General features: G+C 63.7%; 17 protein-coding genes. 12 read left to right on the top strand and 5 right to left on the bottom strand.

Annotation, left to right across the window (positions count from 1 at the left end; all coding sequences use genetic code 11):
• Positions 1–271: 271 nt before the first annotated feature.
• The 6 genes from nifJ (at position 272) to ACYVRU_RS08650 (ending at position 11,593) form a co-directional block, all read left to right on the top strand.
• Complete coding sequence (nifJ, locus tag ACYVRU_RS08675) at positions 272–3,823, top strand: pyruvate:ferredoxin (flavodoxin) oxidoreductase (protein WP_302222612.1); 3,552 nt, start codon at positions 272–274, stop codon at positions 3,821–3,823.
• Between the two features lie 213 nt (positions 3,824–4,036).
• Positions 4,037–6,667 (top strand): molybdopterin-dependent oxidoreductase, encoded by a 2,631-nt coding sequence (locus tag ACYVRU_RS08670; RefSeq protein ID WP_302012621.1) that lies wholly within the window; start codon positions 4,037–4,039, stop codon positions 6,665–6,667.
• A gap of 12 nt (positions 6,668–6,679) precedes the next feature.
• Entirely contained in the window at positions 6,680–7,255 is a 576-nt protein-coding gene (locus tag ACYVRU_RS08665; protein WP_461186025.1) for a 4Fe-4S dicluster domain-containing protein, read from the top strand.
• 119 nt (positions 7,256–7,374) lie between these two features.
• Positions 7,375–9,105, top strand: a complete 1,731-nt coding sequence (locus ACYVRU_RS08660; RefSeq protein ID WP_157012258.1) for a sensor histidine kinase — start codon at positions 7,375–7,377, stop codon at positions 9,103–9,105.
• Positions 9,086–9,802, top strand: a complete 717-nt coding sequence (locus ACYVRU_RS08655) for a response regulator transcription factor (RefSeq protein WP_157012256.1) — start codon at positions 9,086–9,088, stop codon at positions 9,800–9,802. Before ACYVRU_RS08660 ends, ACYVRU_RS08655 begins: the two co-directional genes overlap by 20 nt.
• A 396-nt stretch (positions 9,803–10,198) precedes the next feature.
• The gene (locus ACYVRU_RS08650) at positions 10,199–11,593 is read left to right on the top strand and encodes an ATP-binding protein (RefSeq protein WP_157012254.1); all 1,395 of its coding nucleotides are present in this window, start codon (positions 10,199–10,201) and stop codon (positions 11,591–11,593) included.
• Between the two features lie 24 nt (positions 11,594–11,617).
• On the opposite strand, the gene ACYVRU_RS08645 is transcribed toward ACYVRU_RS08650, so the two are convergent.
• A complete protein-coding gene (locus ACYVRU_RS08645) occupies positions 11,618–12,331 on the bottom strand; it encodes a ferric reductase-like transmembrane domain-containing protein (protein WP_157012252.1) in 714 nt (237 codons plus the stop codon).
• A gap of 371 nt (positions 12,332–12,702) precedes the next feature.
• Between ACYVRU_RS08645 and ACYVRU_RS08640 the strand changes: the two genes are divergently transcribed.
• From ACYVRU_RS08640 to ACYVRU_RS08615, 6 genes are all read left to right on the top strand, one after another.
• Positions 12,703–15,357: a molybdopterin-dependent oxidoreductase gene (locus ACYVRU_RS08640; protein ID WP_157012250.1), complete on the top strand. Its 2,655-nt coding sequence runs from the start codon at positions 12,703–12,705 to the stop codon at positions 15,355–15,357.
• Between the two features lie 10 nt (positions 15,358–15,367).
• Positions 15,368–15,994 carry a 4Fe-4S dicluster domain-containing protein gene (locus tag ACYVRU_RS08635; protein ID WP_157012248.1) on the top strand — a complete coding sequence of 209 codons (627 nt, stop codon included), beginning with the start codon at positions 15,368–15,370 and terminating at the stop codon, positions 15,992–15,994.
• Positions 15,995–16,228: 234 nt separating this feature from the next.
• Positions 16,229–16,993: a TorD/DmsD family molecular chaperone gene (locus tag ACYVRU_RS08630; RefSeq protein WP_157012246.1), complete on the top strand. Its 765-nt coding sequence runs from the start codon at positions 16,229–16,231 to the stop codon at positions 16,991–16,993.
• Positions 16,994–17,020: 27 nt separating this feature from the next.
• Positions 17,021–17,899 carry an NrfD/PsrC family molybdoenzyme membrane anchor subunit gene (gene nrfD, locus ACYVRU_RS08625; protein ID WP_157012245.1) on the top strand — a complete coding sequence of 293 codons (879 nt, stop codon included), beginning with the start codon at positions 17,021–17,023 and terminating at the stop codon, positions 17,897–17,899.
• 68 nt (positions 17,900–17,967) lie between these two features.
• Positions 17,968–18,354, top strand: a complete 387-nt coding sequence (locus ACYVRU_RS08620) for a GntR family transcriptional regulator (protein WP_157012244.1) — start codon at positions 17,968–17,970, stop codon at positions 18,352–18,354.
• 22 nt (positions 18,355–18,376) lie between these two features.
• Positions 18,377–19,336, top strand: coding sequence for a slipin family protein (locus ACYVRU_RS08615; RefSeq protein WP_461186024.1), 960 nt, complete (start codon positions 18,377–18,379; stop codon positions 19,334–19,336).
• A 145-nt stretch (positions 19,337–19,481) separates the two neighbouring features.
• Here the strand turns inward: ACYVRU_RS08615 and asnB are convergent, their stop codons facing one another.
• The 4 genes from asnB to ACYVRU_RS08595 all read right to left on the bottom strand — a co-directional run bounded on the left by asnB (position 19,482) and on the right by ACYVRU_RS08595 (position 25,156).
• A complete protein-coding gene (gene asnB / locus ACYVRU_RS08610; RefSeq protein ID WP_173112392.1) occupies positions 19,482–21,362 on the bottom strand; it encodes an asparagine synthase (glutamine-hydrolyzing) in 1,881 nt (626 codons plus the stop codon).
• A 93-nt stretch (positions 21,363–21,455) separates the two neighbouring features.
• Complete coding sequence (cuyB, locus tag ACYVRU_RS08605) at positions 21,456–22,187, bottom strand: cysteate racemase (RefSeq protein ID WP_288220831.1); 732 nt, start codon at positions 22,185–22,187, stop codon at positions 21,456–21,458.
• Positions 22,184–23,584, bottom strand: a complete 1,401-nt coding sequence (locus ACYVRU_RS08600; protein ID WP_461186023.1) for a carboxylate--amine ligase — start codon at positions 23,582–23,584, stop codon at positions 22,184–22,186. The genes cuyB and ACYVRU_RS08600 overlap by 4 nt, the downstream gene beginning before the upstream one ends.
• Positions 23,585–23,866: 282 nt before the next feature.
• Positions 23,867–25,156, bottom strand: a complete 1,290-nt coding sequence (locus ACYVRU_RS08595) for an aminotransferase class I/II-fold pyridoxal phosphate-dependent enzyme (RefSeq protein ID WP_157012239.1) — start codon at positions 25,154–25,156, stop codon at positions 23,867–23,869.
• Positions 25,157–25,374 lie beyond the last annotated feature (218 nt).

Raw genomic sequence — 25,374 nt, 5'->3', positions numbered from 1 at the left:
TTGGAGCAGCTCGAAGAAAGCCCATGACAAAGATGCAGGTGCCCCGCCGACCGACGGGGATAAGCCTAGCGCGGCCCGCCCGTGCGTTGACGGCGCGTTGGCGCGCGCGGGCTGCTAATATCGGACAGGTATTTCTGTTCGCAGAGCAAATCCGACCCGCATCGTCGGACGCGCTTCGTCCCTCCGACCTCTCCGCGACAGTACCACCCGCGCGTTGAGCGACGAGGCCGCAAGCCGGCCGATGCCGTGCGGGCCAGATAAGGAGAGGAACATGACGAGAGAACTCAAGTCGATGGACGGCAACAACGCCGCAGCGCATGTCTCGTATGCGTTCACGGAGGTTGCCGGCATCTACCCGATCACGCCTTCCAGCCCCATGGCCGACTTCGTCGACATCTGGGCCGCCCAGGGCCGCAAGAACATCTTCGGCACCACGGTGAAGGTGTGCGAGATGCAGTCCGAGGGCGGCGCGGCCGGCGCGGTTCACGGCTCTCTGGCCACCGGCGCGCTGACCACCACCTACACGGCCAGTCAGGGCCTGCTCCTCATGATCCCCAACATGTACAAGATCGCCGCCGAGCAGTTGCCGACCGTCTTCCACGTGTCGGCCCGCACCGTCTCCACCCAGGCGCTCAACATCTTCGGCGACCACTCCGACGTCATGGCCTGCCGCCAGACCGGTTTCGCGATGCTCGCCGAGGGCAACGTGCAGGAGGTCATGGATCTGTCCGCCGTGGCGCACCTTGCCGCCATCAAGGGCCGCGTTCCCTTCCTGAACTTCTTCGACGGCTTCCGCACCTCCCATGAGATCCAGAAGATCCAGGTGTGGGACTACGACGACCTCGCCGAGATGTGCGACATGGATGCCGTGCGCTCCTTCCGCGAGCACTCCCTGAACCCGGAGCGCCCGGCCATGCGCGGCTCCCATGAGAACGGCGACATCTTCTTCCAGCACCGCGAGTCCTGCAACTCCATCTACAACGACCTGCCGGCCGTGGTGGAGGAGTACATGGAGAAGGTGAACGCGAAGCTGGGCACCAACTACCAGCTGTTCAACTACTACGGTGCCCCGGATGCCGAGCGCGTCATCGTGGCCATGGGCTCCATCTGCGACGTGGCCGAGGAGGTCATCGACTACCTCACCGCCCAGGGCGAGAAGGTGGGCCTCGTGAAGGTGCGCTTGTACCGCCCCTTCGTCACCGAGAAGTTCGTGGCCGCCCTGCCCGAGACGGTGAAGAAGATCGCCGTGCTCGACCGCACCAAGGAGCCCGGCTCCATTGGCGAGCCCCTGTACATGGACGTCGTGAACGCGCTGTCCGTGGAAGGCCGCGAGGGCATCACCGTCATCGGCGGCCGCTACGGCCTCGGTTCCAAGGACACTCCGCCGTCCTCCGTGTTCGCCGTGTACACCGAGCTTGAGAAGGACGCGCCGCGCCGCCAGTTCACCATCGGCATCGTCGACGACGTGACGAACTTGTCGCTGCCGGAGGTTCCCGCCCCCAACACCGCCGCCCCCGGCACCATCGAGTGCAAGTTCTGGGGCCTCGGCGGCGACGGCACCGTGGGCGCGAACAAGAACTCCATCAAGATCATCGGCGACCACACCGACAAGTACGTTCAGGCCTACTTCCAGTACGACTCGAAGAAGACCGGCGGCGTGACCATCTCGCACCTGCGCTTCGGCGACAGCCCCATCCGCAGCCCCTACTACGTGAACAAGGCCGACTTCGTGGCCTGCCACAACCCCTCCTACATCACCAAGGACTTCCCCATCGTGCGCGATGTGAAGCCCGGCGGCGCCCTGCTCATCAACTGCCAGTGGACGCCCGAGGAGTTGGAGGAGCACCTGTCGGCCGCCGCTAAGCGCTACATCGCCGAGAACGACATCAAGCTCTACCTCATCAACGCCATCGATTTGGCCATCGAGATCGGCATGGGCAAGCGCACCAACACCATCCTGCAGTCCGCCTTCTTCACTCTGGCGAAGGTCATGCCGCAGGAGGAGGCCATCCAGTACATGAAGGATGCCGCCACGAAGTCCTACGCCAAGAAGGGCGCCGACATCGTGGACATGAACCACAAGGCCATTGACGCCGGCGCCACTGCCTTCGTGCAGGTGGACGTGCCCGAGGCGTGGAAGACGGCCGAAGCGGCGCCAAAGACCTCCGACATCGATGGCCGTCCCGAGACGGTGGCGCTCGTCACCAACGTCATGGAGCCCGTGGCCCGCATGGACGGCGACTCGCTGCCCGTGTCCGCCTTCGTCGGCTACGAGGACGGCCAGTTCCCGCTGGGTGCTTCGGCCTATGAGAAGCGCGGCGTGGCCGTGTCGGTGCCTGAGTGGAACCCCGATACCTGCATCCAGTGCAACCAGTGCTCCTTCGTCTGCCCCCACGCCACCATCCGTCCCTTCGCGCTGACCGACGCCGAGATGGCGCAGGCTCCGGCCCAGACCAAGCACGTGCCGGTGAAGGGCAAGGTGGGCGCTGACATGCAGTACGTGCTGGCCGTGTCGCCGCTGGATTGCATGGGCTGCGGCCTGTGCGTCATCCAGTGCCCGACCGACTCGCTCACCATGATGCCCATCGCCGATGAGCTGGACGAGCAGCCGGTGTTCGACTACTGCGTGAACAAGGTGGCGGCCAAGCCTGAGCTCGAGGGCACGTCGGTGAAGGCGAGCCAGTTTAAGAAGCCGCTGCTTGAGTTCTCCGGCTCCTGTGCCGGTTGCGCCCAGACCTCCTATGCGCGCCTGGTCACCCAGCTGTTCGGCGACCGCATGTACATTGCCAACGCCACGGGATGCTCCTCCATCTGGGGCGGTCCGGCGGCCACCTCTCCTTACACGGTGAATGCCGACGGCCACGGCCCGGCCTGGTCCAACTCGCTGTTCGAGGACAACGCGGAGCACGGCATGGGCATGCTTCTGGGTTATGAGGCTGTGCAGGACAAGGTCGTGGTCGATTCCGAGGCGCTCATCGAGTGCGCCGGAGCGGCCGGTGAGCTGGCCGACGCGGCCCGCGCGTGGCTTGAGGCCCGCACGGATGCCGAGGCCTCCAAGACGACGGCTGCGGCTTATGTGGCGGCCTTGACGACGGCGGCCGAGGGCACCGGCGAGGTGGCCGAGCTGGCGGCAGGCATCCTGGCCAACAAGGAGTACCTGACCAAGAAGTCCGTGTGGATCTTCGGCGGCGACGGCTGGGCCTACGACATCGGCTACGGCGGACTCGACCACGTGCTCGCCTCCGGCAAGGACGTGAACGTGTTCGTGTTCGACACCGAGGTGTACTCCAACACCGGCGGCCAGGCCTCCAAGGCCTCTAATCTCGGCCAGGTGGCGCAGTTCGCCGCCGCCGGCAAGGACGTGAAGAAGAAGTCGCTGGCCGAGATCGCCATGACCTACGGCTACGTGTACGTGGCTCAGGTGGCCATGGGCGCGAACCTCAACCAGACCATTAAGGCCATCACCGAGGCCGAGGCCTATCCGGGTCCCTCGCTCATCATCGGCTACAGCCCGTGCGAGATGCACTCCATCAAGGGCGGCATGACCAACTGTCAGACCGAGATGAAGAAGGCCGTCGACTGCGGCTACTGGAACCTGCTGCGCTTCAACCCCGAGGGCGCTCCGGGCAAGAAGCTCGTCATCGACTCGAAGGATCCGGCCGAGGGCGAGTACCAGAACTTCCTCATGAACGAGGCCCGCTACAGCCGCCTGACCCGCGAGTTCCCCGAGCGCGCCGAGGAGCTGTTCGCCGAGAACGAGCAGGCCGCCATGGCCCGCTGGTCGCACCTGCAGAAGCTTAAGGACCTCTACGCCGCCGAGTAGGTGCTCGCGGACAGATCGCCTCACCCGAAGGGAGTCGGCCTTTGCGCCGGCTCCCTTTTTCTACCCTTACCAGCTGGTAATCTTCCTTACTGAATTACCAGGGCGGTTACCTTCATGGTATCTTGTTGACCGCAGAACCGCTCCGTATATTTGTCCTTGCAAGAGCCAGGGCGCGGCCTTGGCTGAGTCGAGCAAGGAAAGTAGGGGGACGCAATGGACGATTCTCAGAACGTGTTCGAGCCGGGCGCTCTTTCGCGTCGCGGGTTTTTGAAGGGCAGTGCCGTCGCCGCTGTTTCGGCGGGGGCCCTGTCGTCTCTGGTCGCTTGCGCGCCGAGCTCTCCGGCCCCGAAGGAAGGCCTGGCCGGTACCGCCGGCGCCACATCGGTGGACGAGGGTATCTGGATTGCTGCAGCATGCTGGGACAACTGCGGCGGCCGCTGCGTGAACCGCGTGCTCGTGCGCGACGGCGAAGTGGTGCGCCAGGGCAGCGAGACTTCCCATGAGGACAGCTTCGAGTGGCTGCAGCAGCGCGGATGCCCGCGCGGGCGGGCACGGGCCCAGCAGGTCTTCGGCGAAGATCGGGTGAAGTTCCCCATGAAGCGCAAGAGCTGGCAGCCCGGCGGCGGTGCCAATGCCCACGGTGAGCTGCGCGGGCGCGACCAATGGGAGCAGATCAGCTGGGAAGAGGCCATCGACTACATTGCCCAAGAGGCCGAGCGCATCTACGGCGAGTTCGGCCCTGCGGCCGTCATCGGCACCAAGGCCTTGGCCGTGGGCAAGATTCTCCACCAGCTCGGCGGCCACATCTCCCTTTCCGATACGAGCTCCATCGGAACCTACGCCTTCAACATCGTAGCGCTCGGGCTTCCCTCCCAGGATCTGGGCGAGCTGAACGACCGCTTCGACAACAAGAACGCCGACACCATCGTGATCATGGGCGGCAACCCCGCCTGGTCCTCGGGCGGCTCCACCATGAACAACTTCAACGAGGCCCGCGATGCCGGCGTGCAGTTCGTCTACGTCGGGCCCTCTTACAACGCCACGGCAGCGTACTTCGAGGCCCGCTGGGTGCCGGTGCTGCCCGGCACCGATACGGCCTTCATGCTGGGCGTGTGCTACGAGATGATCGAGCAGGACGTGGTGGACTACGACTTCCTGAACACCTACTGCGTCGGCTTCGACGGCGATCACATGCCCGCCGACGCCACCCTGCAGGAGAACTTCCGCGGCTACCTGGTGGGCGACTACGACGGCACCCCGAAGACGGCCGAATGGGCCAGCGCCATTTGCGGAACTCCCGTAGAGGACATCCGCTGGTTCGCCGAGACCGTCGGTAAGGATCACAAGGTCATGCTCATGCACAACTACGCCTTGGCCCGCTGCGCCTCGGCCGACAACATCCCCCAGCTCTTCATGACCATGGGGGCCATGGGCGGGCACATGGGCAAGTCGGGCCATGCCTGCGGCGGTGCCTACAAGACCTACGCCGGCGCCGGCGGCCCCGCGCTGGTGAAGTTCGGCGAGACGGGCCTGCCGGCCACGAAGAACGCGCTGGCGGACACCATGCCCGAGCCGCTCATGTGGCAGTGCATCCGGGAGGGGCGCTACAACTCCACCGGTGCCGCCTACGGCGTGAACTTCAACGCCGAGGACATCAAGGAAACTGAGTTCAAGTGGCTCAACATCGAGGGGCGCAACACGTTGCAGACGGCGGTGGGCCTAAGCGATGCGCGGGAGGCCATCCAGAAACTCGATTTCGTCACCGACCTCGCCTACACCTTCGACACGTCCGCGGCCTATGCCGACATCGTGCTGCCCTGCGCCACGGAATGGGAGCGCGTGGGCGGCTTTGCGGGACACCAGCGCTCGCGCGAGACGGTGGTCGTCTACAGCCGCGTCACCGAGCCTCTGTGGGAGGCCAAGACCGAGTTCGAGATCGGGCGCATGCTCGCCGCGCGTTTGGGCATGGACCCCGACGAGCTGTGGCCCATCACCGAGGAGCAGGCGTTCTTCAACCAGATCGTCGGGTGCACCTATGTGGATGCCGCCGGCGAGGAGAAGCCCCTGGTGACGATCACCGCCGACGATATCGCGAAGTGGGGCGTGGACGCTGAGCCCCAGGAGGGCGACATCGCCCTGGACGACTTCCTCTCAGCGGGCTGCTACACGGTCAAGCGCGCCGAGGGCGACGGCTATTCCTACATCGGCTACAAGGACTTCGTGGACGACCCGGAAGCCAATCCCCGCGAGAGCGCCTCGGGCAAGCTGGAGATCTACTGCCAGTACAAGGGCGACATGCTGAACTCCATGGGCTACAGCCCCGCCGGTACCTTCAAGCCCTATCCCACCTATGTTGCCTCCCCCGAGGGCCGCGAGGGCATGTTCGCTGACCGCCAGATCGGCGGGGCGGCCAGCGAGTACCCGCTCATCGTGTACAACCCCCATTACCTGCGTCGTGCCCATGGCGTCATGGACAACGTGCCGTGGCTGCGCGAGGCATGGTCGGCGCCGGTGTTCGTGAGCGCCGCCGATGCGGCCGCGCGCGGCGTGGCCGACGGCGATACCGTGCGGGTGTACAGCGCCCACGGCTCGGTGCTGCGCACGGCCTCGGTGGTGGAGATGCTCATGCCCGGCTGCGTCGGCCTTCCCCATGGGGCCTGGGCCGATTTCAGCAAGGACGACGGCATCGACGTCGCCGGTATGGACAACGTGCTGTGCGGCTCGGTGACCAGCGGCATGGGCACCTCGGGCTACAACAATTACAACTGCAACTTCGAGAAGTACGAGGGCGAGGCGCTCGTGGCCGACTGCGAGCTGCCCTGCCGCACCGTCGCCATGGCGTAGGAGGGGACACTCATGACTCAGATAGGTTTTTACTACGATCAGACCCGTTGCGCCGGCTGCAAGACCTGCCAGGTGGCCTGCAAGGACAAGAACCGCCTGGGCGTGGGCCCGGTGCTGCGCAAGGTGGCGAGCCGCCAGGTGGGAACCTACCCGGCCGTGAAGCTGTACCATCTTTTCGCCTCCTGCAATCATTGCGAGAGCCCGGCCTGCATGGCGAAGTGCCCTACCGGGGCGCTCTCCAAGACCGACGAGGGAGCGGTAGTGCGCGACGCCGAGGCCTGCATCGGCTGCTCCAGCTGCGTGAACGCCTGCCCCTACGGGCACCCGCAGATCGATGAGACCACGGGGCTGTCGGTCAAGTGCGACGCCTGCTCCGAGTGGCGCGCCGCCGGCTACCTTCCCGCCTGCGTGGAGGCGTGCCCCTACCGGGCGCTCGATTTCGGCGACGTGGAGGAGCTGCGCGCCAAGTACGGCGCGGAGGCAGTGAGCTCCATTCCCGCCCTGGGCGAGGACACCACCGGCTCGCACACGCTCATCAAGGCGCGTGCCGCGGCCTTGGAAGACGAGGGCACGCCCGTGACCCTGTAGCCTTTCCCGTTCCCGAGCGATGCCGCAAGTCCGAGGTGGGCTTGCGGCTCGCCGGGGTTTCGGGATAAGCTGGCACGGGGCGCGGGAAGCGTGGGAAGAAGAAAGTTCGGAGGCATCTTATGGGGGATGGGGCAAAGCCGCGCCGCAGCCGGCCTTTGGTGGTGCGCTATATCGCTCTCATGACCGCGGTGGCGGTGGTGCTCGTAGCGCTGTTCGGCTGGATGTCCTATCAGGAGCAGTCGCGCCATATGGAGGAGCAGATGCTCGCCGAGGCCCGGATTCTGGAGAAATCGGTGCGGGCGACGTGGGATTTCATCGACTACGAACAGCCCAATATCAACTATGACCGCGACGGGACCTACAACTTCAAGGGGCTCTACTGCTCGCTGGTGGGAAAATCGGTGGGCAAGCTGTTCACCTTGAGCACCGACGGCCGCTACACGCTCCGCTATACGCGGCTCGATCCCCGCAACGCCCTCGATGCCCCCGACGAGTTCGAGCAGCGGGCCCTCGACGCGTTCTACCACGAGGGCGCCTCCGAGTACACGGGCTTTGTCAATGCCGCGGACGGTTCCCGGGAGTACCGCTATGTGGGGGCCATCTACCTCACGGACAGCTGCCTTGAGTGCCACGGTGCCCCGGCCGGCGAGCTGGATGTGACGGGCTTTCCGAAAGAGGGGCTTTCCGCCGGCGATATCGGCGGTGCGGTGAGCATTAGCATGCCGACGGATCTGTACCAGGCGGGCATCAACCGGAACACGGTGCTCATCATCGGCTTTTTCGTGCTCTTCCTCACGATCACATTTTTGGCGAGCCTGCTGTTCTTCCGCCGCCGCGTGACCGAGCCGCTCACGTCTCTGGAGGCCGCCGTGGAGCAGATGGGTCAGGGGAATTTCAGCACGCCTGTGCCGGAGGGCGGTTATTCCCGCGAAGTCGACGAGCTCGTGCAGGGTGTGAAGGCCATGGCCGGCGAGCTCGATTCGCTGTACACCACCCTTGAGGAGAAGGTGGGCTCGCGCACGCGGCTCTATCGCGAGGCCAACGAGATGCTGGAAGAACAGCGGGCCGCCCTGGCGCGCACCAACGAGCTTCTGGAGCAGACCAACGGCAAGCTCGCCCAGGAAAACGAGTACCGCACCAACATCGTGGCCATCTTGAGCCACGAGCTGCGGACGCCTTTGACCTCCATCCTCGCCTTCGTTGATCTGTGGGAGGCGTCGGGGGAGGAGCACAGCCCGGAGAGCCGCGAGTGCCTCGAGAAGATCAAGACCCAAAGCCAGGTGCTCCTCGAGATGGTGAACAACGCCCTCGATATGGTGCGGGTGGAATCCGGTGCGCTTGAGTTCGCCCGGGACCCCGTCGACGTGACCGACCTGGCGGCCGTGACCGTCGGCGCGGTCGGGCCCATTGCCGAGCAGAAGGGCGTGGGGGTCGACTTCGCCATCGCGCGCGAGGTCCCCCTCATCCGCGGCGACTGGGCGCAGCTGGAGAAAATCCTCACCAACCTGCTGAGCAACGCCGTGAAGTTCACCGGCGCCGGGGGCATGGTGTGGTTGAAGGCAAGTTATGACGGGCGGAGGCGGGAACTCACGCTTGCCGTCGAGGATGAGGGCATCGGCATCGCGAAGGAGCGGCAGGAGGGCATATTCGACCGCTTCGTGCAGGCCGACGCCTCCATTTCCCGGAAATACCGGGGCAGCGGCCTGGGGCTTTCCCTTGTGAAGAAGACGGCGGAGGCCCTGGGCGGGTCGGTATCGGTGGAAAGCGAGCCGGGGCGGGGGAGCACCTTCACCGTCACGCTGCCCGTCACCCCCATCGAGGAGGATGAAGATGAAGATTCTCATTGCTGACGACGAGCGGGACATCTGCGAGGCGGTGTGCAAAATCGTCGAGCGCGCGGGGCACACCTGCCTGTGCGTCTACGACGGCGCCCTGGCCCTCGCGGCCTTCGAGCGCGAGCAGCCCGATGTGGTCATCCTCGATGTGATGATGCCTGAGGTGAACGGGTTCGATTTGTGCCGCGATCTGCGCGCCCGCGACCCGCATGTGCCCATCATGATGCTCTCGGCGAAAAGCGACATCGTCGACAAGGGCGTCGGGTTCGCCGCCGGCTGCGACGATTACGTGGCAAAGCCCTTCAACAGCCAGGAGCTGGCCATGCGCATCGAGGCTTTGCTGCGCCGCGCCCGGCTGGCCGACGAGGGGCGCGAGCCGCGCCGGAGCCGTGCGGTGGTGCGCCTGGGCGACATGGAGATTCGCCTCAAGCGCAACGAGGTGCTCGTCCACGGCCGCTACGTCAACCTCACACCGAAGGAGTTCCAGATCATCGCGTTTCTCGCCAATCATGTGGGGGAGGTGTTCTCGGCCCAGGACATCATGGCCAACGTGTGGGGCGAGGCCTATCGGCCCGAGTCGGCGAGCATCGCCGTGTTCGTGCGCAAGATTCGCAACAAGATAGAGGACGACCCCAACAAGCCCCGCTACCTGCAAACCATCTGGCGCGAGGGCTACCGCCTCGGCGACGCCTCGATGATCGAGGGAGACTGACGAAGGAATCGCCGCGGCGCACGGCTTCGAAGCGCGGCGTGTCTGCGTTAGCATCTCGGGGCGCCTCAGCTCGAGAATGGGGTGCACCCACATTTCTACTCTCCTCGACAGCACTACAAAAATTTCCTGGGAGGTTTTCGGCAACGTTTGTTTGGCGCACGGGGCACGGCAGCGCTATAGGAGTCATGAGAAAAACCGTCAAATAGGGGACTGTTGCGCCGCGACCGGCTCTGGCTCGGGCTTGGCGGCAGGGAGGGGTCGTCTCGGCAGCGTGGTTGCGCAGAAATGCCGCACCAGAGACACAGTTTCTCTGCGCTAGACACAATTTCGGCTGAAATCCTTCCGTATTAGCTACATAGAACGTGGTATTCTTTCTGTGTTGGAAACAGTTACCTGATGAAAGCGGTGTTTTCCATGGCTGCAATTCGACGTAAAATGCTTCAGGTACTTGAACGCTGGAACGAAAGCAAGGCAAAGAAGGCCTTTCTGCTCGTGGGAGCGCGACAGACGGGAAAAACTTATATCGTGAGAGAATTTGCTCGCGAACACTTCGCTCATCTTGCCGAAGTGAACTTTCTGGAGGACGAGAAGGCCATTCGGGTTCTTTCGGAAGCACAGGATGCGGAAGACTTCGTCTCGCGTCTCTCTCTGATTTGCGGCATGCCTGTAATTCCTGGAGAGACGCTTGTCTTTCTCGATGAGATACAGGAGGCACCCGATCTTATTACCGCTGTGAAGTTCCTCGTCGAGGATGGCCGTCATCGGGTGGTGATCTCCGGATCGATGCTGGGTACCGAAATGAAGGGCTTTCGCTCTTTCCCGGTAGGCTATGTGCAGATCGAGCGCATGTTCCCTCTCGATTTCGAGGAGTTCTGCTGGTCGCAAAACGTGCCACAGGCGATCATCGACGACATCAGAGAGGCGTTTGATGCTCGAAAGGGGCTGGATGCAGGACTTCACGAGAGGCTTTCCGGCTTGTTCAGGTACTTTGTAGCTATTGGTGGAATGCCTGAGGCGGTGAGTGCGTATCTCGACTCCTCCTACGACATGATGGCGGTGCGCGCTGTTGCTTCGCAGATCGTGGAGCAGTATCGGTTCGATATCGCGAAATATGCCCAAGGTCGCGCACCGCAGATTCGGCGGGTATTCGATGCCGTCCCCTCGCAACTCGATAAGGTGAACAAGCGCTTTCGCATGGACGCTTTGAAAAGCGGGGCCGTGTACGATCGCTACGCCAACGATTTCGCGTGGCTCATCGATGCGGCGGTTGTGCTGCCGACTTATCAAGTGAGCGAACCGAAACGCCCGCTTAGGCGAACGGCCCAAGAGAACAAGTTCAAGCTTTACGAGGCCGACACGGGGCTCTTGCTATCGCAGTACGCGCCCCAGACAATGCTGGATGTCATCGCCGACGCACCCTCGGTGAACTTCGGCTCGGTCTACGAAAATGCCGTCGCCCAGGCGCTCAGTAACGAGAACCCCGATCTGTTCTATTTCTGCAGCAGCCGAAAGGGCGAGGTGGATTTCATCGCGCAGCGCAACGACGGCGCTCTTGTGCCCATTGAGGTCAAGTCGGGGAAGGACTACAAGCTGCATACGGCTCTCAACAATTTGTTGGGCACGCACGACTTCGAGATAGGGGAGGCCTGCGTGCTCTCCTCGGCGAATGTGGAGCGGCGTGAGCGCGAGGGTAAGCCCATATGGTATCTGCCTCTTTACATGGCGTTCTGCATTGCCGAGCAAACAAGTGGCACCTTCGGCTCCATGCATCTGGCTCCTCCGACGTTTTAGAAGGCCCACGACGTTCTGAAGCGTTTACGCCGGGGCGGCTTCCAGGTCGAGGTCGGAGGCTGCGGCGGCTGGTTCGGCCAGACGGTCGGCAGCGGCCTTGCGCAGGCGCAGGACCACATAGGCGCCCATGACAACCGAGTACACGGCGATGGAAAGCACGGCCACCTCGTTGCCGGCCACAGCACTGGGCATGAGCAGCAGCGCCAGATGCACGTAGGTGAGCACGTAGAAGGGATAGGCGAGCCGCTGCACGCGCTTCCAGCTGGCCGCCTTCATGGCGTGCTTCACGCGCTGGGCCGAGGTGACCCACAGCACCACCATGAGCGCGGTGATGAGCGCCGCGAGCCCCAGGGAGAAGGCCAAGTTGCCGGAGAAGGCGCTCGCCAGGCGCGGCAGGTAGGAGGCGCCGTAGAAGGCGATGTGCCCGCAGGCGAAGATGCAGGCGAGGATGGACAGCTGCCGGCGGATGGGCATGAGGTGGGTGCGCAGCGGGTTCCCCTCGCCGAGCACGCCCACGAACATGACCACGGTGAACAACAGGAAGGCCAAAGCGCAGCGCTGCATGAGCGGCTGGAAGTAGGACCAGGCCTCGCCGCGCACGCCGGCGGACACGCCCCAGAAGTACAGGGCCACGAGCGCCACAGCGCAGACATAGAACGGGACGGGGTGCTTCTTCAAGGGTTTCGCACAGGCCCAGACAAGGGCAAAGGACACAACGAGGGCTACGATAAATCGCATGATGACTCCTTCAATTCAGATAGACCGATTGCAACGACTATCTCCCTCTGCTCGATAAGGTACCACAGGAGGAATTATCCGGCAACGAGAATTGTTTGAGCGGTCTTAGTCTTGAGAAATACGCTTGGAAATCTAGAATACACCAATAGGACACTATTACAGCAGAGAGAAGATGCGAAAGAGAGAGTAATTACTTGCAATATTGGGCATCAATAGTAGTTGACTGTCCTAGATTTGCATGATAGTATGGGCGCTGTAACCGTCATACAAGTTTAGGACGGTTGCACCTATGCATGGGTCGTACTGGAGAAAAGAGGGGAAACGACCTTGCCGAGGGAGCTTTCCCTGCGATCGGAAGAGGAGGGTCATGTATGAGTAATGAACTGACTCGACGCAGCTTCGTCAAGTGGGGCACTGCCACTGCGGGCGCCACGGCGCTGGCAGGGCTTACCTCCTGCGCTCCCGCAAAGGAAGAGGAGCTTTCGGAGACGGGCGGCACAACCCAGGATTTCGGTTATCCCGGCGAGAAGGGCAACGGGCAGTGGCTCACGGGGGCCTGCATGAACAACTGCAGCTGCGAGCACTCGCGCTGCCTTCTGCGGGTGTACGTGGAGGACGGCGTTCCACTGCGTATCCGTACCGACGAGGAGGAAGACTCCATTGAGGTTCCCCAGCGCCGAGCCTGCCCGCGCGGCCGCGCCCAGATCAGCAACATGACCTCCCCGGCGCGCATCAAGTATCCCATGAAGCGCAAGGGTTGGAGCCCCGACGCCCCCAATGGCGAGATGCGCGGTCGTGATGAGTGGGAGCGCATCAGTTGGGACGAAGCGCTCGACTATATTGCCGCGGAGATGCAGAAGGCCTACGATAATTGGGGCCCGAAATCGATCCTCGCTGCCGCCTATAGTGATATCGGCGAGGAATACTTCGATCCCATTGTGTGCCTGCTGAACGCCAAGGGTGGCGCGGTACATCATGACTTGGGCACGGTGTCGCTGGGCTCGTGGCCCTGTGTGGAGCTGTTCATGACTGGCAGCATCTTCGAGGCTCCTGATGCCTTGAGCCTCGCCGAAAGCCAGCTGCACTTCCATTTCGGCAACAACTGGGCGGCGAACAAGGCCGGCAACACATCGCTTCAACTGAATTACGCCAAGGAACAGGGCGGCAGGCTTGTCATCATCGACCCGTGGCTCAACCAGACGGCTGCCGCCATCGCCGATGAGTGGGTGCCCATTCTGCCCGGTACCGATACGGCGTTCTGCCTCGGTATGATGTACCACCAGGTGGAGAACAACCTGCAAAACCAGGAGTTTCTGGACACCTACTGCGTGGGGTTCGATGCCGAGCATATGCCCGAGGGGGCGGACCCCAAGGAGAACTTCAAGGACTACCTGCTGGGCACCTACGACGGTGAGCCGAAGACGCCGGAATGGGCCGAGGCTATCTGCGGTGTACCTGCGGCCACTACGCGCCGTCTCGCCGAGGAGATCGCTAAAACCGAGAAGGTCGATTTCTTCGCTGGTCAGTCCACCACCAAGATTCCCGCTGGCGAGATGTTCGGTCAGGCTTTCTACACCTTGGCCTTCATGCACGGCGTGGGAACCCCGGGCAACTATGTGGGATGGCTCGGTATGCACGAGCACGGCTATTCCACTACACCCTACTGCTTCGCGGGGGATGCCTCCAACGGTGCCGGCAAGAACCCTGTCAACCCGCTGGCTCCCCCGGTCATCGTGCTTGTGCCCAATTGGGCTGAAATTACCGACAAAGACTCCTGGGAAAAGGTGGATTACACCGAGTGCTGGCAGTCCATTCTCGACGGGGCCTACGGACGCGACACCTGGCCCGGCGGCAAGAAGCCCCTTGACATCCACGTCATCTACACGGGCGGCTACGAGAACAGTCTGAACTCGCTGCCCAACGCGAATGCCGGCATCAAGGTCTTCCGCAAAGTCGATTTCGTGTGGGGCGCCGCGCCCTTCTTCGATGCCTCGCGCCAATACTGCGACATTGTGCTGCCCGTGGCAACGTGGTGGGAGAAGGGCAACATAGCCTGGAGCGTGAATGCCGAGACGGTGTACTGGGCCGACCGCATTATGGAGCCGCTGTACGAGGCGCGCCCTGAGACCGAGATCGCCGAAGAGCTGGCGAGCCGCCTCGGCCTCGATCCGAAGGCCGTAAACACCATGACCGACGCCGAGCGCACCTACTATTCCTTCGCCGGCGCCATCAAGATGACCGACCAGGCAACGGCAGCATACGAGCCGCTGTTCACCATCACCCAGGAAGACATTAACGCCCTGGGCGTGGAGGGCGAACCGCAACAAGGCAGCATCACCATCGCCGAGTTCAAGGAAAAGGGCTGCTATAAGACCCAGCGATCCAAGGGGGACGCGCTCACCTATCGGCCGTTCGAGGCATTCATCGCTGATCCGGTAGCCAATCCCGCTGCCACGGCATCGGGCAAGTTCGAGATTTACAGCGCGACGCTCTCGGCAGTTGTAAGTTCGCTGGGCTATTCCGCCATTCCGCCCATCGCGAAGTGGCAGATCGGCGACCCCGAGCAGGGTGCTGGTACTCAGACCGACGCCTATCCGCTGCTGCTGTGGACGCCGCACTCCCTGCGTCGCTCCCATACGGTGAACGACAACGTTGTCTCGCTGCGCGAGGCATTCCCCCAAGAGTGCTTCATGAGTACCGTGGATGCCGAGGCCCGGGGCATCAAGAGTGGGGACACAGTGTTGATGACGAGCCCCTACGGCAAAGTGCTGCGCCCGGCCAAGGTGCTGCCCACCATTGTGCCCGGTGCCGTGGCGCTGCAGGACGGCGCCTGGATTCGCATCGACGAGGAGACGGGCATCGATTTGGGTGGCGATCCGAATATTCTTCAGGCGCCGAAGGCGTCGGGGCAAGCCTCCCAGTCGTGGACGGGCACGCTCGTGCAGGTGGAGAAATACGATGGGCCGCTGACACTTAAGCCCGACAAGGACATGCCTATAGTTATGCCTGTAGGCATTGAGGAATAGGGGGCGCATCATGACTCAATACGCATTTCATTTGGATGGTGGCAAGTGCACTGGTTGTAAGACGTGCCAGGTTGCATGCAAGGAAACGTATAAGTTGCCAGTGAGCAACCTCTACCGCAAGGTGTACAACTACCAAGGTGGCTCATGGAAACCCACTGAAGCTGGCCACTATGTACCCGACGGTGTGTTCGGTTATTTTGTGTCTCTGGCCTGCAACCACTGCTCGAGCCCGGCCTGCGTGGCGAACTGCCCCACCGGTGCCATGCAGAAGGACGAGGAGACCGGCATCGTTTGGACCGATCACGACGTGTGCATCGGCTGCAAGACCTGCGAGACCGCTTGCCCCTATGGCGCGCCGACCTACGGCGAGGAAGAGGGCTACATGTTGAAATGCGACATGTGCCGCGGCGAAGTGGCCGCGGGCGGCAAGCCTATCTGCGTAACCGGCTGTCCCATGCGCGCGCTGGACTTCGGCACTCGCGAGGAGATGATCGAGAAGTACGGCGAGGGAGATGTTGAGGTGGAGCCGCTGCCTGCCGACACCACGGGCCCCAACCTGATCCTGACGCCTCATCGCGACGCTCAGAAGTCGGGATCGGGCACTGGCTCAGTGGTCAATCTCGAGGAAGAGCTGTAGCGGTTTCCGGGAAGATACTCGCTCGGTGCGAGAGGACTGCGAGGGGCGCAGATCGCTGCGCGAAGCAGTAACCGTTGCGGCAGGATCTGTGCCCCTTTCATGAACCTTTCCAATACCGAGAAGAATGCTTTCCAACCCTGTATAATCCCACGTTAAGGCGGGCACCGGACAGATTCACCCCCCTCCCTCCCGATTTGCCCGGTGCCCCGCCCTTTCTTTTTTCCGAGGTGCCCCATGAACACTCCTTTTGATTCCGATACGCTGGCTGCGGCCGAGGTCTGCTTTGCTGTCGCCTCGCAGTTGCTGTACCTTGAGCCGGAGATCGCGCCGGTGGCCGAGCAGGTCGCAAGCCGTCAGTTCGCGAGCGCTCCCTTTGGCGAAGGTAACGACGATGAGCGGCAGGGCCTGCATCTTCTTGACGGGTGGTGTGCAGTCGCCCTGAACGCATCCGAGGTGCCCGAGGAGGCAAGCGCCGACGAAGCGGCCGCGCGTCTCGTGGAAAGCCCCGCATTCGCCGAAGCCGTGGCTGAATTGCGCCGCGAATGGCTGCGCCTGTTTGTCGGCCTGGGCACGCCCGAGGCGTCGTGCTTAGAGTCGTTCTACGTGGAGCCCAACAGCCATATGTTCGGTAAGAACGTCATCGCCGTGCGCGAGGCCTATCGCCGCCATGGCCTTGAGATTGAGCGACTGCACCGCGAGCCTGATGACCATCTAGGCCTCATGCTGGGCTTTCTCTCGCGCCTGATGGCCGAGGAGCGCGAGGCCGTCGAGGCCGGCGATATGCAGCAGGGCGCTGCACTCGCTGACGAGCAGGACGCGTTCCTGACCGAGCATGTCCTTCCCTGGCTGGCTCCGTGGCGCTATGCTGTCGAGAAATACGCGCGCACCGATTACTACCGTGGTGTCGGAGCGTTCGTTTTCGGCCTGATTGCCTGTTATGCCGAGCGTTTCGGCATTCGCTTCGACGGAAAGGCCAGCGCGTTCAAGCGGAGGAAGTAGCGTCGGTGCCTTTGAGGGGAGGCGCGTATGTTGGGGACGTTCGTGGTGCTGTACCTGTTTCTAGGCGGATGCGGGGCTGCCGCGCTGTTCGTGACGGCTGTATGGTCGCTGCTGTTCCATCGCACGGAAACGCGCACCTTCCAGCAGAGCCGCGCCTTCTGGGATCTGGCGGGGAAGCTTTACCTCGCTAGTTTCGGGCTTCTGGCTCTTTCGGCATTCTGCCTGCTTCTTGATCTTGGTAGCCCCCACCGCTTCTTCCTGTTGTTCCTGCGCCCGACGGCATCGCTGCTGTCGGCGGGCTCGTTCGTGCTGTTGGCGGCACTGCTCGCCTCAGGCTGCTTGGCAGCGGTTCATGCTCTCGGCTGGCCTGCGCCCTCATGGGCGCGCAAGGGGTTGGAAGCGCTTTGTGCGGTGCTGGCGACGGTGCTGATGGTATATACCGGCCTGTACCTGGCGTGGATGGAAGCCGTGCCCCTTTGGAGCAATGGGGCGCTCCCGGCTTTGTTCGCGCTCTCGTCGCTCTCTTCGGGAATGGCTGCAGTGCTTCTCGCGGCGCCTTTTGTGCGCGATTGGGCACTTTTGTCCGGCTGGATAGGCGGCTTGCACCGGGCGCATCTGGTGGTCCTGGGACTCGAGTTTCTGGCGCTTGTCGTCTTTCTCGCCCTGGCCGCGATAAACCCATTCGCCGGTCCGGGCCTCGCGCAGCTTGTTTCGCCCGATGGCCAAGCCCCCTGGTTCTTCGCGGGGTTCGTACTGGGCGGCATCATCGTTCCCTTCGCCGCTGAAACGCTGCGCCCCTTCACGGGCCGTGTCGCGCCCGTGGCCGCATCCGAGGTGCTCTGCCTCTTCGGAGGACTGATTCTACGGTTCTGCCTGGTGCTGGCCGGAAGTCACTGGCTCGGGTGATACAATGCGAGCCGATGTGAAACCGACGCGCCCGATGGGCGCGCAAGCAGGAAGGCACAGGAGAGCCCATGGCCCTGTTCGAGATAGACGAATCAAGCGGACTACCCGTTTGGGTGCAGCTGCGCAACCGGTTCGTGTATCTCATCAAGACGGGCCACTACCAGCCGGGCGACCAGCTGCCCAGCGTGCGCACCCTGGCCGCCGAGGCCGCCATCAACTACAACACCGTGAGCAAGGTGTACGTCAATTTGGAAAGCGACGGCTACGTCGAGTCCGTGCGCGGCCGGGGCGTGTTCGTGCGCGACATCGGCGGGAAGGCCGATGACGTGCGTTCCATCGCCGACACCGAGATCGAGGGCTGCATCCGGCGCTGTCTGGCCCTGGGAATGACCATAGACGAGGTCACCCTGCGCATGATGGACGTGGCCCACCGTTTGAAGGACGAAAAGTCCTGATCCTCGAAGAGGGGAGAGTTCCATGCTAAACCGCACTGCGAAGACCGAGCGCGAGGGCCGCACCCGTCGCGCCGCCGGCATCGAGAAATACAATTCTAACGTCGACCGTCGCACCTCCCAAAACGGGCCGCTTATTTTCTCGGCCTTCATCGCTGTGGTGGTGTTCTCCTGCGTGTTCGTGGGCGGGTTCGCGCTGATGGGGGAATTCAACGTCTGGTGGCTTTTGGGCGCGCTGGTAGTGGCCTGGGCTGCCACCATGTGCGTGCACATCGCCATGCAGTGGGAGAAGGTGGTCATCTTCCGCTTCGGCAAGTTCGACCGCATGGCGGGGCCTGGGTTGTATTTCACCATTCCCTTCATTGAACAGACGGCGCTCAAGGCCGATCAGCGCATCATGGTCACCGGCTTCGGCGCCGAGGAGACCTTGACGAGCGATCTTGTGCCCATCAATGTGGACGCCGTGCTGTTCTGGATGGTGTGGGACGCGAAGAAGGCGTGCCTGGAGGTGGAGAACTACTACAACTCCGTGTCGCTGGCGGCCCAGACGGCCCTGCGCGATGCCATCGGACGAGCGAGCGTGTCGGAGGTGGCTATCCGCCGCAACCAGCTCGACCAGGAGCTGCAGGAGGTCATCGAAGAGCGCACGAGCGTGTGGGGCATCACCGTCATGTCCGTGGAGATTCGCGACATCGTTATCCCGCAGGAGCTGCAGGAGACCATGTCCGCCGAGGCCCAGGCCGAGCGCGAGAAGAACGCCCGCATGGTGTTGGCCGAGGTTGAGAAGGACATCTCCTCGATGCTGGTGGACGCCGCCAATGTGTACGACGAGAACGAGTTGGCGGTGCGGCTGCGTACCATGCACCTGCTGTACGAGTCGGTGAAGAACTCCGGCGGCACGGTGGTCATTCCGAGCGCCTATTCCGAGGGCTTCGCCGACGCCGGCCTCGACCGCGCTCCGGACAGTCTGAAGAGCGGAAAATAGAACGTTCGAAACCGGCTGTCTCCCGCGGTCGGGAGGGCAGACCAAGGTCTGCCCCTACGGGGTGTTGTGATAGGTTGTTCTGCGTTGCGCGAGCCTTCTATCCGTAGGGGCGGACCTTGGTCCGCCCTTGAAGCGTGGGAGGCATTCAGCCGAAGTACTGCTCGTGCCAGATGAGGAAGCAGTAGGCTGACCAGATCTTCTTCATGTGGGAGCAAGCGCTGCGCTGGTGCTCGTCGAGCAGGGCATTCAAACGTTCGGTGTGGAAGAGGCGACGGGCGCGCTCGCTGCTCAGCACCTCGCGGACCTGGGCGTTCCACGGCTCTTCCCTCAGCCACTGGGCGAGCGGGGTGATGAAGCCCTGCTTGGGCATGGCGGCCGTGGCTTGCGGCAGCATGCGGGCCGCGGCGGCGCGCAGGGCGATCTTCGTCTCGTGGCGGCCGACGCGCTGGGCGGCGGGAAGCGTGCTCGCCAGGGCGAACACCTCGCGGTCGAGGAAGGGAACGCGCAGCTCCAGCGACGACGCCATGGACATCTTGTCCGCCTTCAGGAGGATGTCCTGCTGAAGCCAGGTGAGAATGTCGGCGGTCTGCATGGCCGTGACCTCGTCGGGCGCATCCCCACACGCTTTCCCGCTGCCTACGATTTCCGCGAACAGGGGCGCTGTGAGCTCCCAGGGTGCCGGGGCCGCCGCGCATCGGGCGCCCACCTCCGGCGCCAAGAGCCCCAGCGCTTCGGCCCAGGCGAAATTGTACTCCAATCGGATATAGCGCTCGGGTAGCCCATGGGCCCCGCGCAAAAGGAAGCGCCGCCCGTGGGTGCCCTCGGGCAGATGCCGCGCGGCGGCGCTCGCGGCCCGGCGCACGGGTACGGGCACGGCCATGTAAGGCGCAAAGGCGAGGCACTCCTGGTAGTAGGGGTAGCCGCCGAACAGCTCGTCGGCCCCTTCGCCCGACAGCACCACCTTCACCGACTCGGCGGCCATGGCGCACAGGTGGTACAGCGGCACCGCCGAGGGGTTCGGCAGAGGCTCGTCCATGGCGTACTGCACGGCGGGCACCGAGGCGAAGAACTGCTCGGCGCCGAGAATGCACCCCTCGTTCGGCAACCCGGTGGCCCGGGCGAAGGTTGCAGCGGCCTCCAATTCCGAAAAGCGCCCCTCGCCCCAGCCGATGGTGAACGTGCGCGCCTCCATGATGCGGGCGGCCTCCCGGGCCACGAGGCTGGAATCCACCCCGGCCGAGAGGAAACAGCCCACATCTACGTCGGCGATGGCATGGGCCGCCACCGACTCCCGCAAGGTAGCCTCGATGGCCTCGGCGCTCTCCTCCAGACTGCGGCTCGCATCGGGGACGAAGCGCGGGGCGAACCATCGGCCGCATTCGGCGCGGCCGTCGCGCCATCGCAGCCAATGGCCGGCGGGCAACTTGCGGACGCCTTCGAACAGGGTCTCCTCGTCGGGCAGGTACTCCATGCACAGCCAATGGGCGAGTCGCCGCTCGTTCAGGCTCCGGTGCGCACGCGGATGCGTGATCAGCCCCTTGATCTCGGAGCCGAACAGGATGCGCTCGCCTTCCACGGCATAGTAGAGGGGCTTGATGCCGAAGGCGTCGCGCGCGCAGAAAAGCTCTCCTGTGGCTGGGCGATACAGAGCGAACGCGAACATGCCGCGCAAGCGGTCGAGCACCCCTTCTCCCCACTGCTCGAACCCGTGGAGCATCACTTCCGCATCGCCCTGGGTGGAGAAGGTGTGACCTGCGGCGATCAGCTGCCGGCGTAGTTCCTGGTAGTTGTAGATTTCGCCGTTGAAGACGAGCACGAGCGAGCGATTCTCGTTATAGAGGGGCTGGTTCGCACCGGCCAGATCGATGATGGCCAGGCGCCGGAAGCCCAAGGCGGCGCGGCCGTCGCTGAAATACCCTTCCGAATCGGGCCCGCGATGGGCGATGGCATTGGCCATAGCGACGATGGTGGCGCGGTGGTCGTAAGTCTGGTCGTTCTCGTCGATAAAGCCGACAAAGCCGCACATAAGGGATCCTTCCTGAAAGCTCGTGCCGAAAAACGTGGAAAACTTGCCAAGCTTCTGACCTGGTGATATCGAAGGAAATCTCAGGTCAAAAGGCTAGTTTCGAAGTGACAAGTTTTTCGAGGTTTTCGGCGGCCGCCCGGCACGCATGATGACGCAGTCGGCTAGTACGTCCAGGGCGTCTACCACGTGAAGTCCTGCCGCCCGCGTCACGCCGCCGAAAGCCAAGGACAGCTCGGTGCAGCCGAGCACGACGCCGTCGCAGCCCGCTGCGCGCAGCGGGGCCGCCAGCGCCTCGAGAGCCGCCGGCTCTACGAATCGCCCCGCCTTCACTTCGTCAAAGATGATGCGGTTCGCCCGCGCTTGCGTGGCGCTATCCGGGTAAAGACAGTCCACGCCGAGTCGTGCGGCCTCGTGCCCGTACAGATCGGCGGCCACGGTGCCGCTTGTGGCCAGCACGCCGATGCGCGCCAAGCCCACAGCGGATGCGGCGGCGGCAGTCTCGCGCACCATGTGGACGACGGGGATGCCCAAGGCGCCCTGCAGTTCGTCGAAGAAGCCGTGGGCCGTGTTGCAGGGCAGTGCCAGAAGATCGCAGCCGCAGGCTTCCAGAAGCTGACCGTCCTCGATAAGTGCCGCGAGGGGAGAGCGGTCGCTTCGCCCCAGCAGAAATGCCGTGCGATCGGGGATGGCCGTGTCGTTGAAGGCAAGGGTGCGCACGTGGTCCTGGTCGCAGCGGGCCTCGGTGCGCTCGACGAGCCGCTGCAGGAAGTAGGCCGTGGCCGCAGGTCCGGTGCCTCCGAGCACGCCTACCAAGCGCCCGCTCATGATGCTGCTTTCGCGCGGGCCGCCAGCCTGTCTGCCAACGGGAGCTCCGGCGAGACGCAGGCAACGCACTCGTCGTCTTTGCCGGAGACAGTCCCCTTCGTACGGCGATCGACTATGGCCCCGGCACCTTCCAAATCTTCCACTGCTTTCTCCCGGGCCCGCTTATCTGCCATGGCGGCCCGGCAGGTCTTCCATTGGCGGAACGCGAAAACGAGCGGATACAGGCGCCGACGCAGGCTCTTCTCGGCCGGGTAGTCCAGCGGGTCGGCATCGCGGCCCAGCGCGTACAGCCCCCGCACCTCCCGACGTAGGGCGTCGTCGCGGATGTAGTCGAGCAGGATGGCCTTGGGCGCCACGGTGTAGAGCGACTCGCCCCGGGCTATCGTGAGCCCTTCGGGCAGGGGTCGGCCCAACACGAGGTCGTCCATGAGCCAGCGGGCCACGTTGTCGCCGGCGGCGGTCACATAGTAGTTGCTGCGGCCCAGACGCGTGTTTATCTCGAGGAAGCGATGGCTGTCGTCGCGCGGGTCCACCTTGATGTCGAAGTTCGCGAACCCGGTGTAGCTCACGGCCTCCAGAAAGCGCGCGGCCTCGGCCACGATCGTCTCGTCGGTGCGGCTCACGATGGCGAGCGGGTTGCCCACGCCCATGGGCCGCATATCTTCCAAAAGCGTCTGTCCGAAAGAGGCGAAGCGCACCTTTCCGTTCTGGTCAGAGTAGGTAGTGAGGATGCGCATGCTCGTGTCGTCGCCGGGGATCATCTCCTGGATGAGGAACTTCCCCTCGTAGCGGCTGCTCTGCACGGCCGCAAGCGTCGCCCGAAGCTCCGTCGCGTCGCGCAGGAAGAACACCTTCTGCTTCCCGGGGAAATCGGCGTAGTGGTAGGCCGCCGAGGAAGCGGGCTTGGCCACCACGGGGAAGGAGAAGGGAAGCGCGAGGGCGGCCGGGTCGTCGCCGCCCGTGCGGGCATCGAACACCACGGTGCGCGGCGCGGGCACGCCGACTTCCGCGCACAGTTCGTAGAAGCGATCCTTCTCGGTGAGCCGGTTCAGCAGATCTTCGCCAATGTAGGGGATGATGAAGGACTTCTCCAGCACGGCACGGTTCTCAACGATGAGCCGCACGTACCAATCGCCGCAGCCGAGCAGAAGCAGCGGGCGGTCGCTGAAGCACTCGGCAGTGTTGGCCAAGGTGGAGAGGAGCACCGCCGGCCGTTCCAAATGCGGCACCACGCGGTTCACAAGGATGGAGGAGTCGCCGCACATGTGGCAGTCGGCCTGGGAAAACACCAAGGGCACGATGCCGTAAGCCTCGTGGAAGGCCCGGGCGAGGCTGTAGGCGCCGATGTCTCCGCCGAGGATCACCGGCAGCACGTCGGGGGCATCGATATTCTCCATTGAACTCATCTCCTGAACTCGGCTCGTCTGCGTTCAGGAGAAATGATAGGAAAGCCCTCCATTACGCTTCCCATAGCAAATGCTGACGAAAGCGTAAGGAGGGCGTAACTTTTCCTTACGGCGGGACGATGCAGCTCTCTGGCGGGGGCACACCCCGTGCTCAAGCAATGGCTCGCTCGGCGGAACAGGACATTTAGTCCTGTTCCGTTCGCTGCGCAACCTGCGCGCGGGGCGCGCCCCCGCCAGAGAGCCGCATCGCGAGCCCGTTCGGGGCCGAAAGCCTTATTCCTCGACGAGCTGTTCCAGGGCGGCCAGTTTCACGCAGCAGGTGAAGACATCCATGGCGGCGTCAAGCTCTTCCAAGGGCGGCAGCGAGGGTGCGATACGGATGTTGGAATCGGCCGGATCGTCGCCGTAGGGCCAGGTGGCGCCGGCATCCGTCATGGTAACACCAGCGTTCTTCGCCAGCTCCACGATGCGGCGCGCCGTGCCAGCGGGCCCCTCGAAGCTCACGAAGTAGCCGCCGCGCGGATTGGTCCATGTGGCGATGCCGGCCTCGGCAAGCTCCTCGGCCAGTTTCTTTTCGACGAGCTCGAACTTCGGGCCCATGAGCGCGCCGTGAGCGGCCATATGCTCGGGCAGGCGCGCGCCCTCTTCCAGGAAGCGGGCGTGACGCAACTGGTTGAGCTTGTCGTGGCCGATGGCCTGAACGCCCAAGTGCCGCTTGATCTCGGCTATGTTGGCGGGGCTTGCGGCCAAAGCGGCCACGCCCGCGCCGGGGAAGGTGATCTTCGACGTGGAGCCGAACTTCAGATAGCGATCGGGGTTGCCCGCCTCGCGGCAGGCTTCGGCGATATCGAGCACGATGTCCTGCTCGGCTGGATCGCCGGAGAAATGGTGCACGGCGTAGGCGTTGTCCCAGAAGATGCGGAAATCGTCGGCGGCGCACTCCATGGCGGCGAGGCGGCGCACCGTCTCATCGGAGTAGGTGATGCCGGAGGGGTTCGAGTACTTCGGCACGCACCAGATGCCCTTGATTGCGTCGTCGGCGACGACGAGGCGCTCCACTTCTTCCATATCGGGGCCGTCCTCGCAAAGGGGGACGGGAATCATCTCGATGCCGAGATCTTCGCAAATAGAGAAGTGACGGTCGTAGCCGGGGACGGGGCAGAGCCATTTCACCTCGGGCAAGCGCCCCCAGGGCGTACTTCCCAGGGCCCCGAACACCAGGTAGCGCACCATGGCGTCGTACATGGCCGTGAGGCTCGCATTGCCGAGCACGATGACGTTCTCTGGCTCATCGTCCAGAAGCGCCGCCATGAGCCGCTTCGCCTCGGGGATGCCGTCGAGCACGCCGTAGTTGCGGCAGTCGGTGCCGTCCTCGGCGGCAAGGTCGGCTTCGGAGTCCAGCACGTCCAGCATAGGCAGGGACAGCTCCAGCTGTGCGGCCGAGGGCTTGCCGCGGGCCATGTTCAGCTTGAGGCCCCGGGCCGCCATCTCGCCGTAGCGGGCGCGCACCTCGGCGAGCTCGGCCTCCAATTCCGCCTTGGACATCTCTGCATAGCGCGGCATATTCCGTCCTTTCGCCGTAAAACTGCTCGTCTGCATAAGATACGGAGTGTCACTCCATCACGGTAAAGTATAATCCCAAAGGTCAATGAAACGACACGGAATATGGCGCTTCGCAAGAATGGCTGGCCATACGGTGTCGGTTTCGGCAGGGCGGCGTTGGGGGCTGGCCCGCTGGCGCCTCTTGCCGAAACCGACCCTGGGAGTTCCAAACGTGTTGC

The organism is Adlercreutzia sp. CNCM I-6216 (genome assembly GCF_977113345.1).
This window is presented reverse-complemented; position numbering and strand designations above follow the sequence as displayed.

Bases quoted from the DNA above. Each gene is read 5' to 3' on its own strand.
- nifJ (WP_302222612.1), top strand. From the start codon at position 272: ATGACGAGAGAACTCAAGTCGATGGACGGCAACAACGCCGCAGCGCAT.
- ACYVRU_RS08670 (WP_302012621.1), top strand. From the start codon at position 4,037: ATGGACGATTCTCAGAACGTGTTCGAGCCGGGCGCTCTTTCGCGTCGC.
- ACYVRU_RS08665 (WP_461186025.1), top strand. From the start codon at position 6,680: ATGACTCAGATAGGTTTTTACTACGATCAGACCCGTTGCGCCGGCTGC.
- ACYVRU_RS08660 (WP_157012258.1), top strand. From the start codon at position 7,375: ATGGGGGATGGGGCAAAGCCGCGCCGCAGCCGGCCTTTGGTGGTGCGC.
- ACYVRU_RS08655 (WP_157012256.1), top strand. From the start codon at position 9,086: ATGAAGATTCTCATTGCTGACGACGAGCGGGACATCTGCGAGGCGGTG.
- ACYVRU_RS08650 (WP_157012254.1), top strand. From the start codon at position 10,199: ATGAAAGCGGTGTTTTCCATGGCTGCAATTCGACGTAAAATGCTTCAG.
- ACYVRU_RS08645 (WP_157012252.1), bottom strand. From the start codon at position 12,331: ATGCGATTTATCGTAGCCCTCGTTGTGTCCTTTGCCCTTGTCTGGGCC.
- ACYVRU_RS08640 (WP_157012250.1), top strand. From the start codon at position 12,703: ATGAGTAATGAACTGACTCGACGCAGCTTCGTCAAGTGGGGCACTGCC.
- ACYVRU_RS08635 (WP_157012248.1), top strand. From the start codon at position 15,368: ATGACTCAATACGCATTTCATTTGGATGGTGGCAAGTGCACTGGTTGT.
- ACYVRU_RS08630 (WP_157012246.1), top strand. From the start codon at position 16,229: ATGAACACTCCTTTTGATTCCGATACGCTGGCTGCGGCCGAGGTCTGC.
- nrfD (WP_157012245.1), top strand. From the start codon at position 17,021: ATGTTGGGGACGTTCGTGGTGCTGTACCTGTTTCTAGGCGGATGCGGG.
- ACYVRU_RS08620 (WP_157012244.1), top strand. From the start codon at position 17,968: ATGGCCCTGTTCGAGATAGACGAATCAAGCGGACTACCCGTTTGGGTG.
- ACYVRU_RS08615 (WP_461186024.1), top strand. From the start codon at position 18,377: ATGCTAAACCGCACTGCGAAGACCGAGCGCGAGGGCCGCACCCGTCGC.
- asnB (WP_173112392.1), bottom strand. From the start codon at position 21,362: ATGTGCGGCTTTGTCGGCTTTATCGACGAGAACGACCAGACTTACGAC.
- cuyB (WP_288220831.1), bottom strand. From the start codon at position 22,187: ATGAGCGGGCGCTTGGTAGGCGTGCTCGGAGGCACCGGACCTGCGGCC.
- ACYVRU_RS08600 (WP_461186023.1), bottom strand. From the start codon at position 23,584: ATGGAGAATATCGATGCCCCCGACGTGCTGCCGGTGATCCTCGGCGGA.
- ACYVRU_RS08595 (WP_157012239.1), bottom strand. From the start codon at position 25,156: ATGCCGCGCTATGCAGAGATGTCCAAGGCGGAATTGGAGGCCGAGCTC.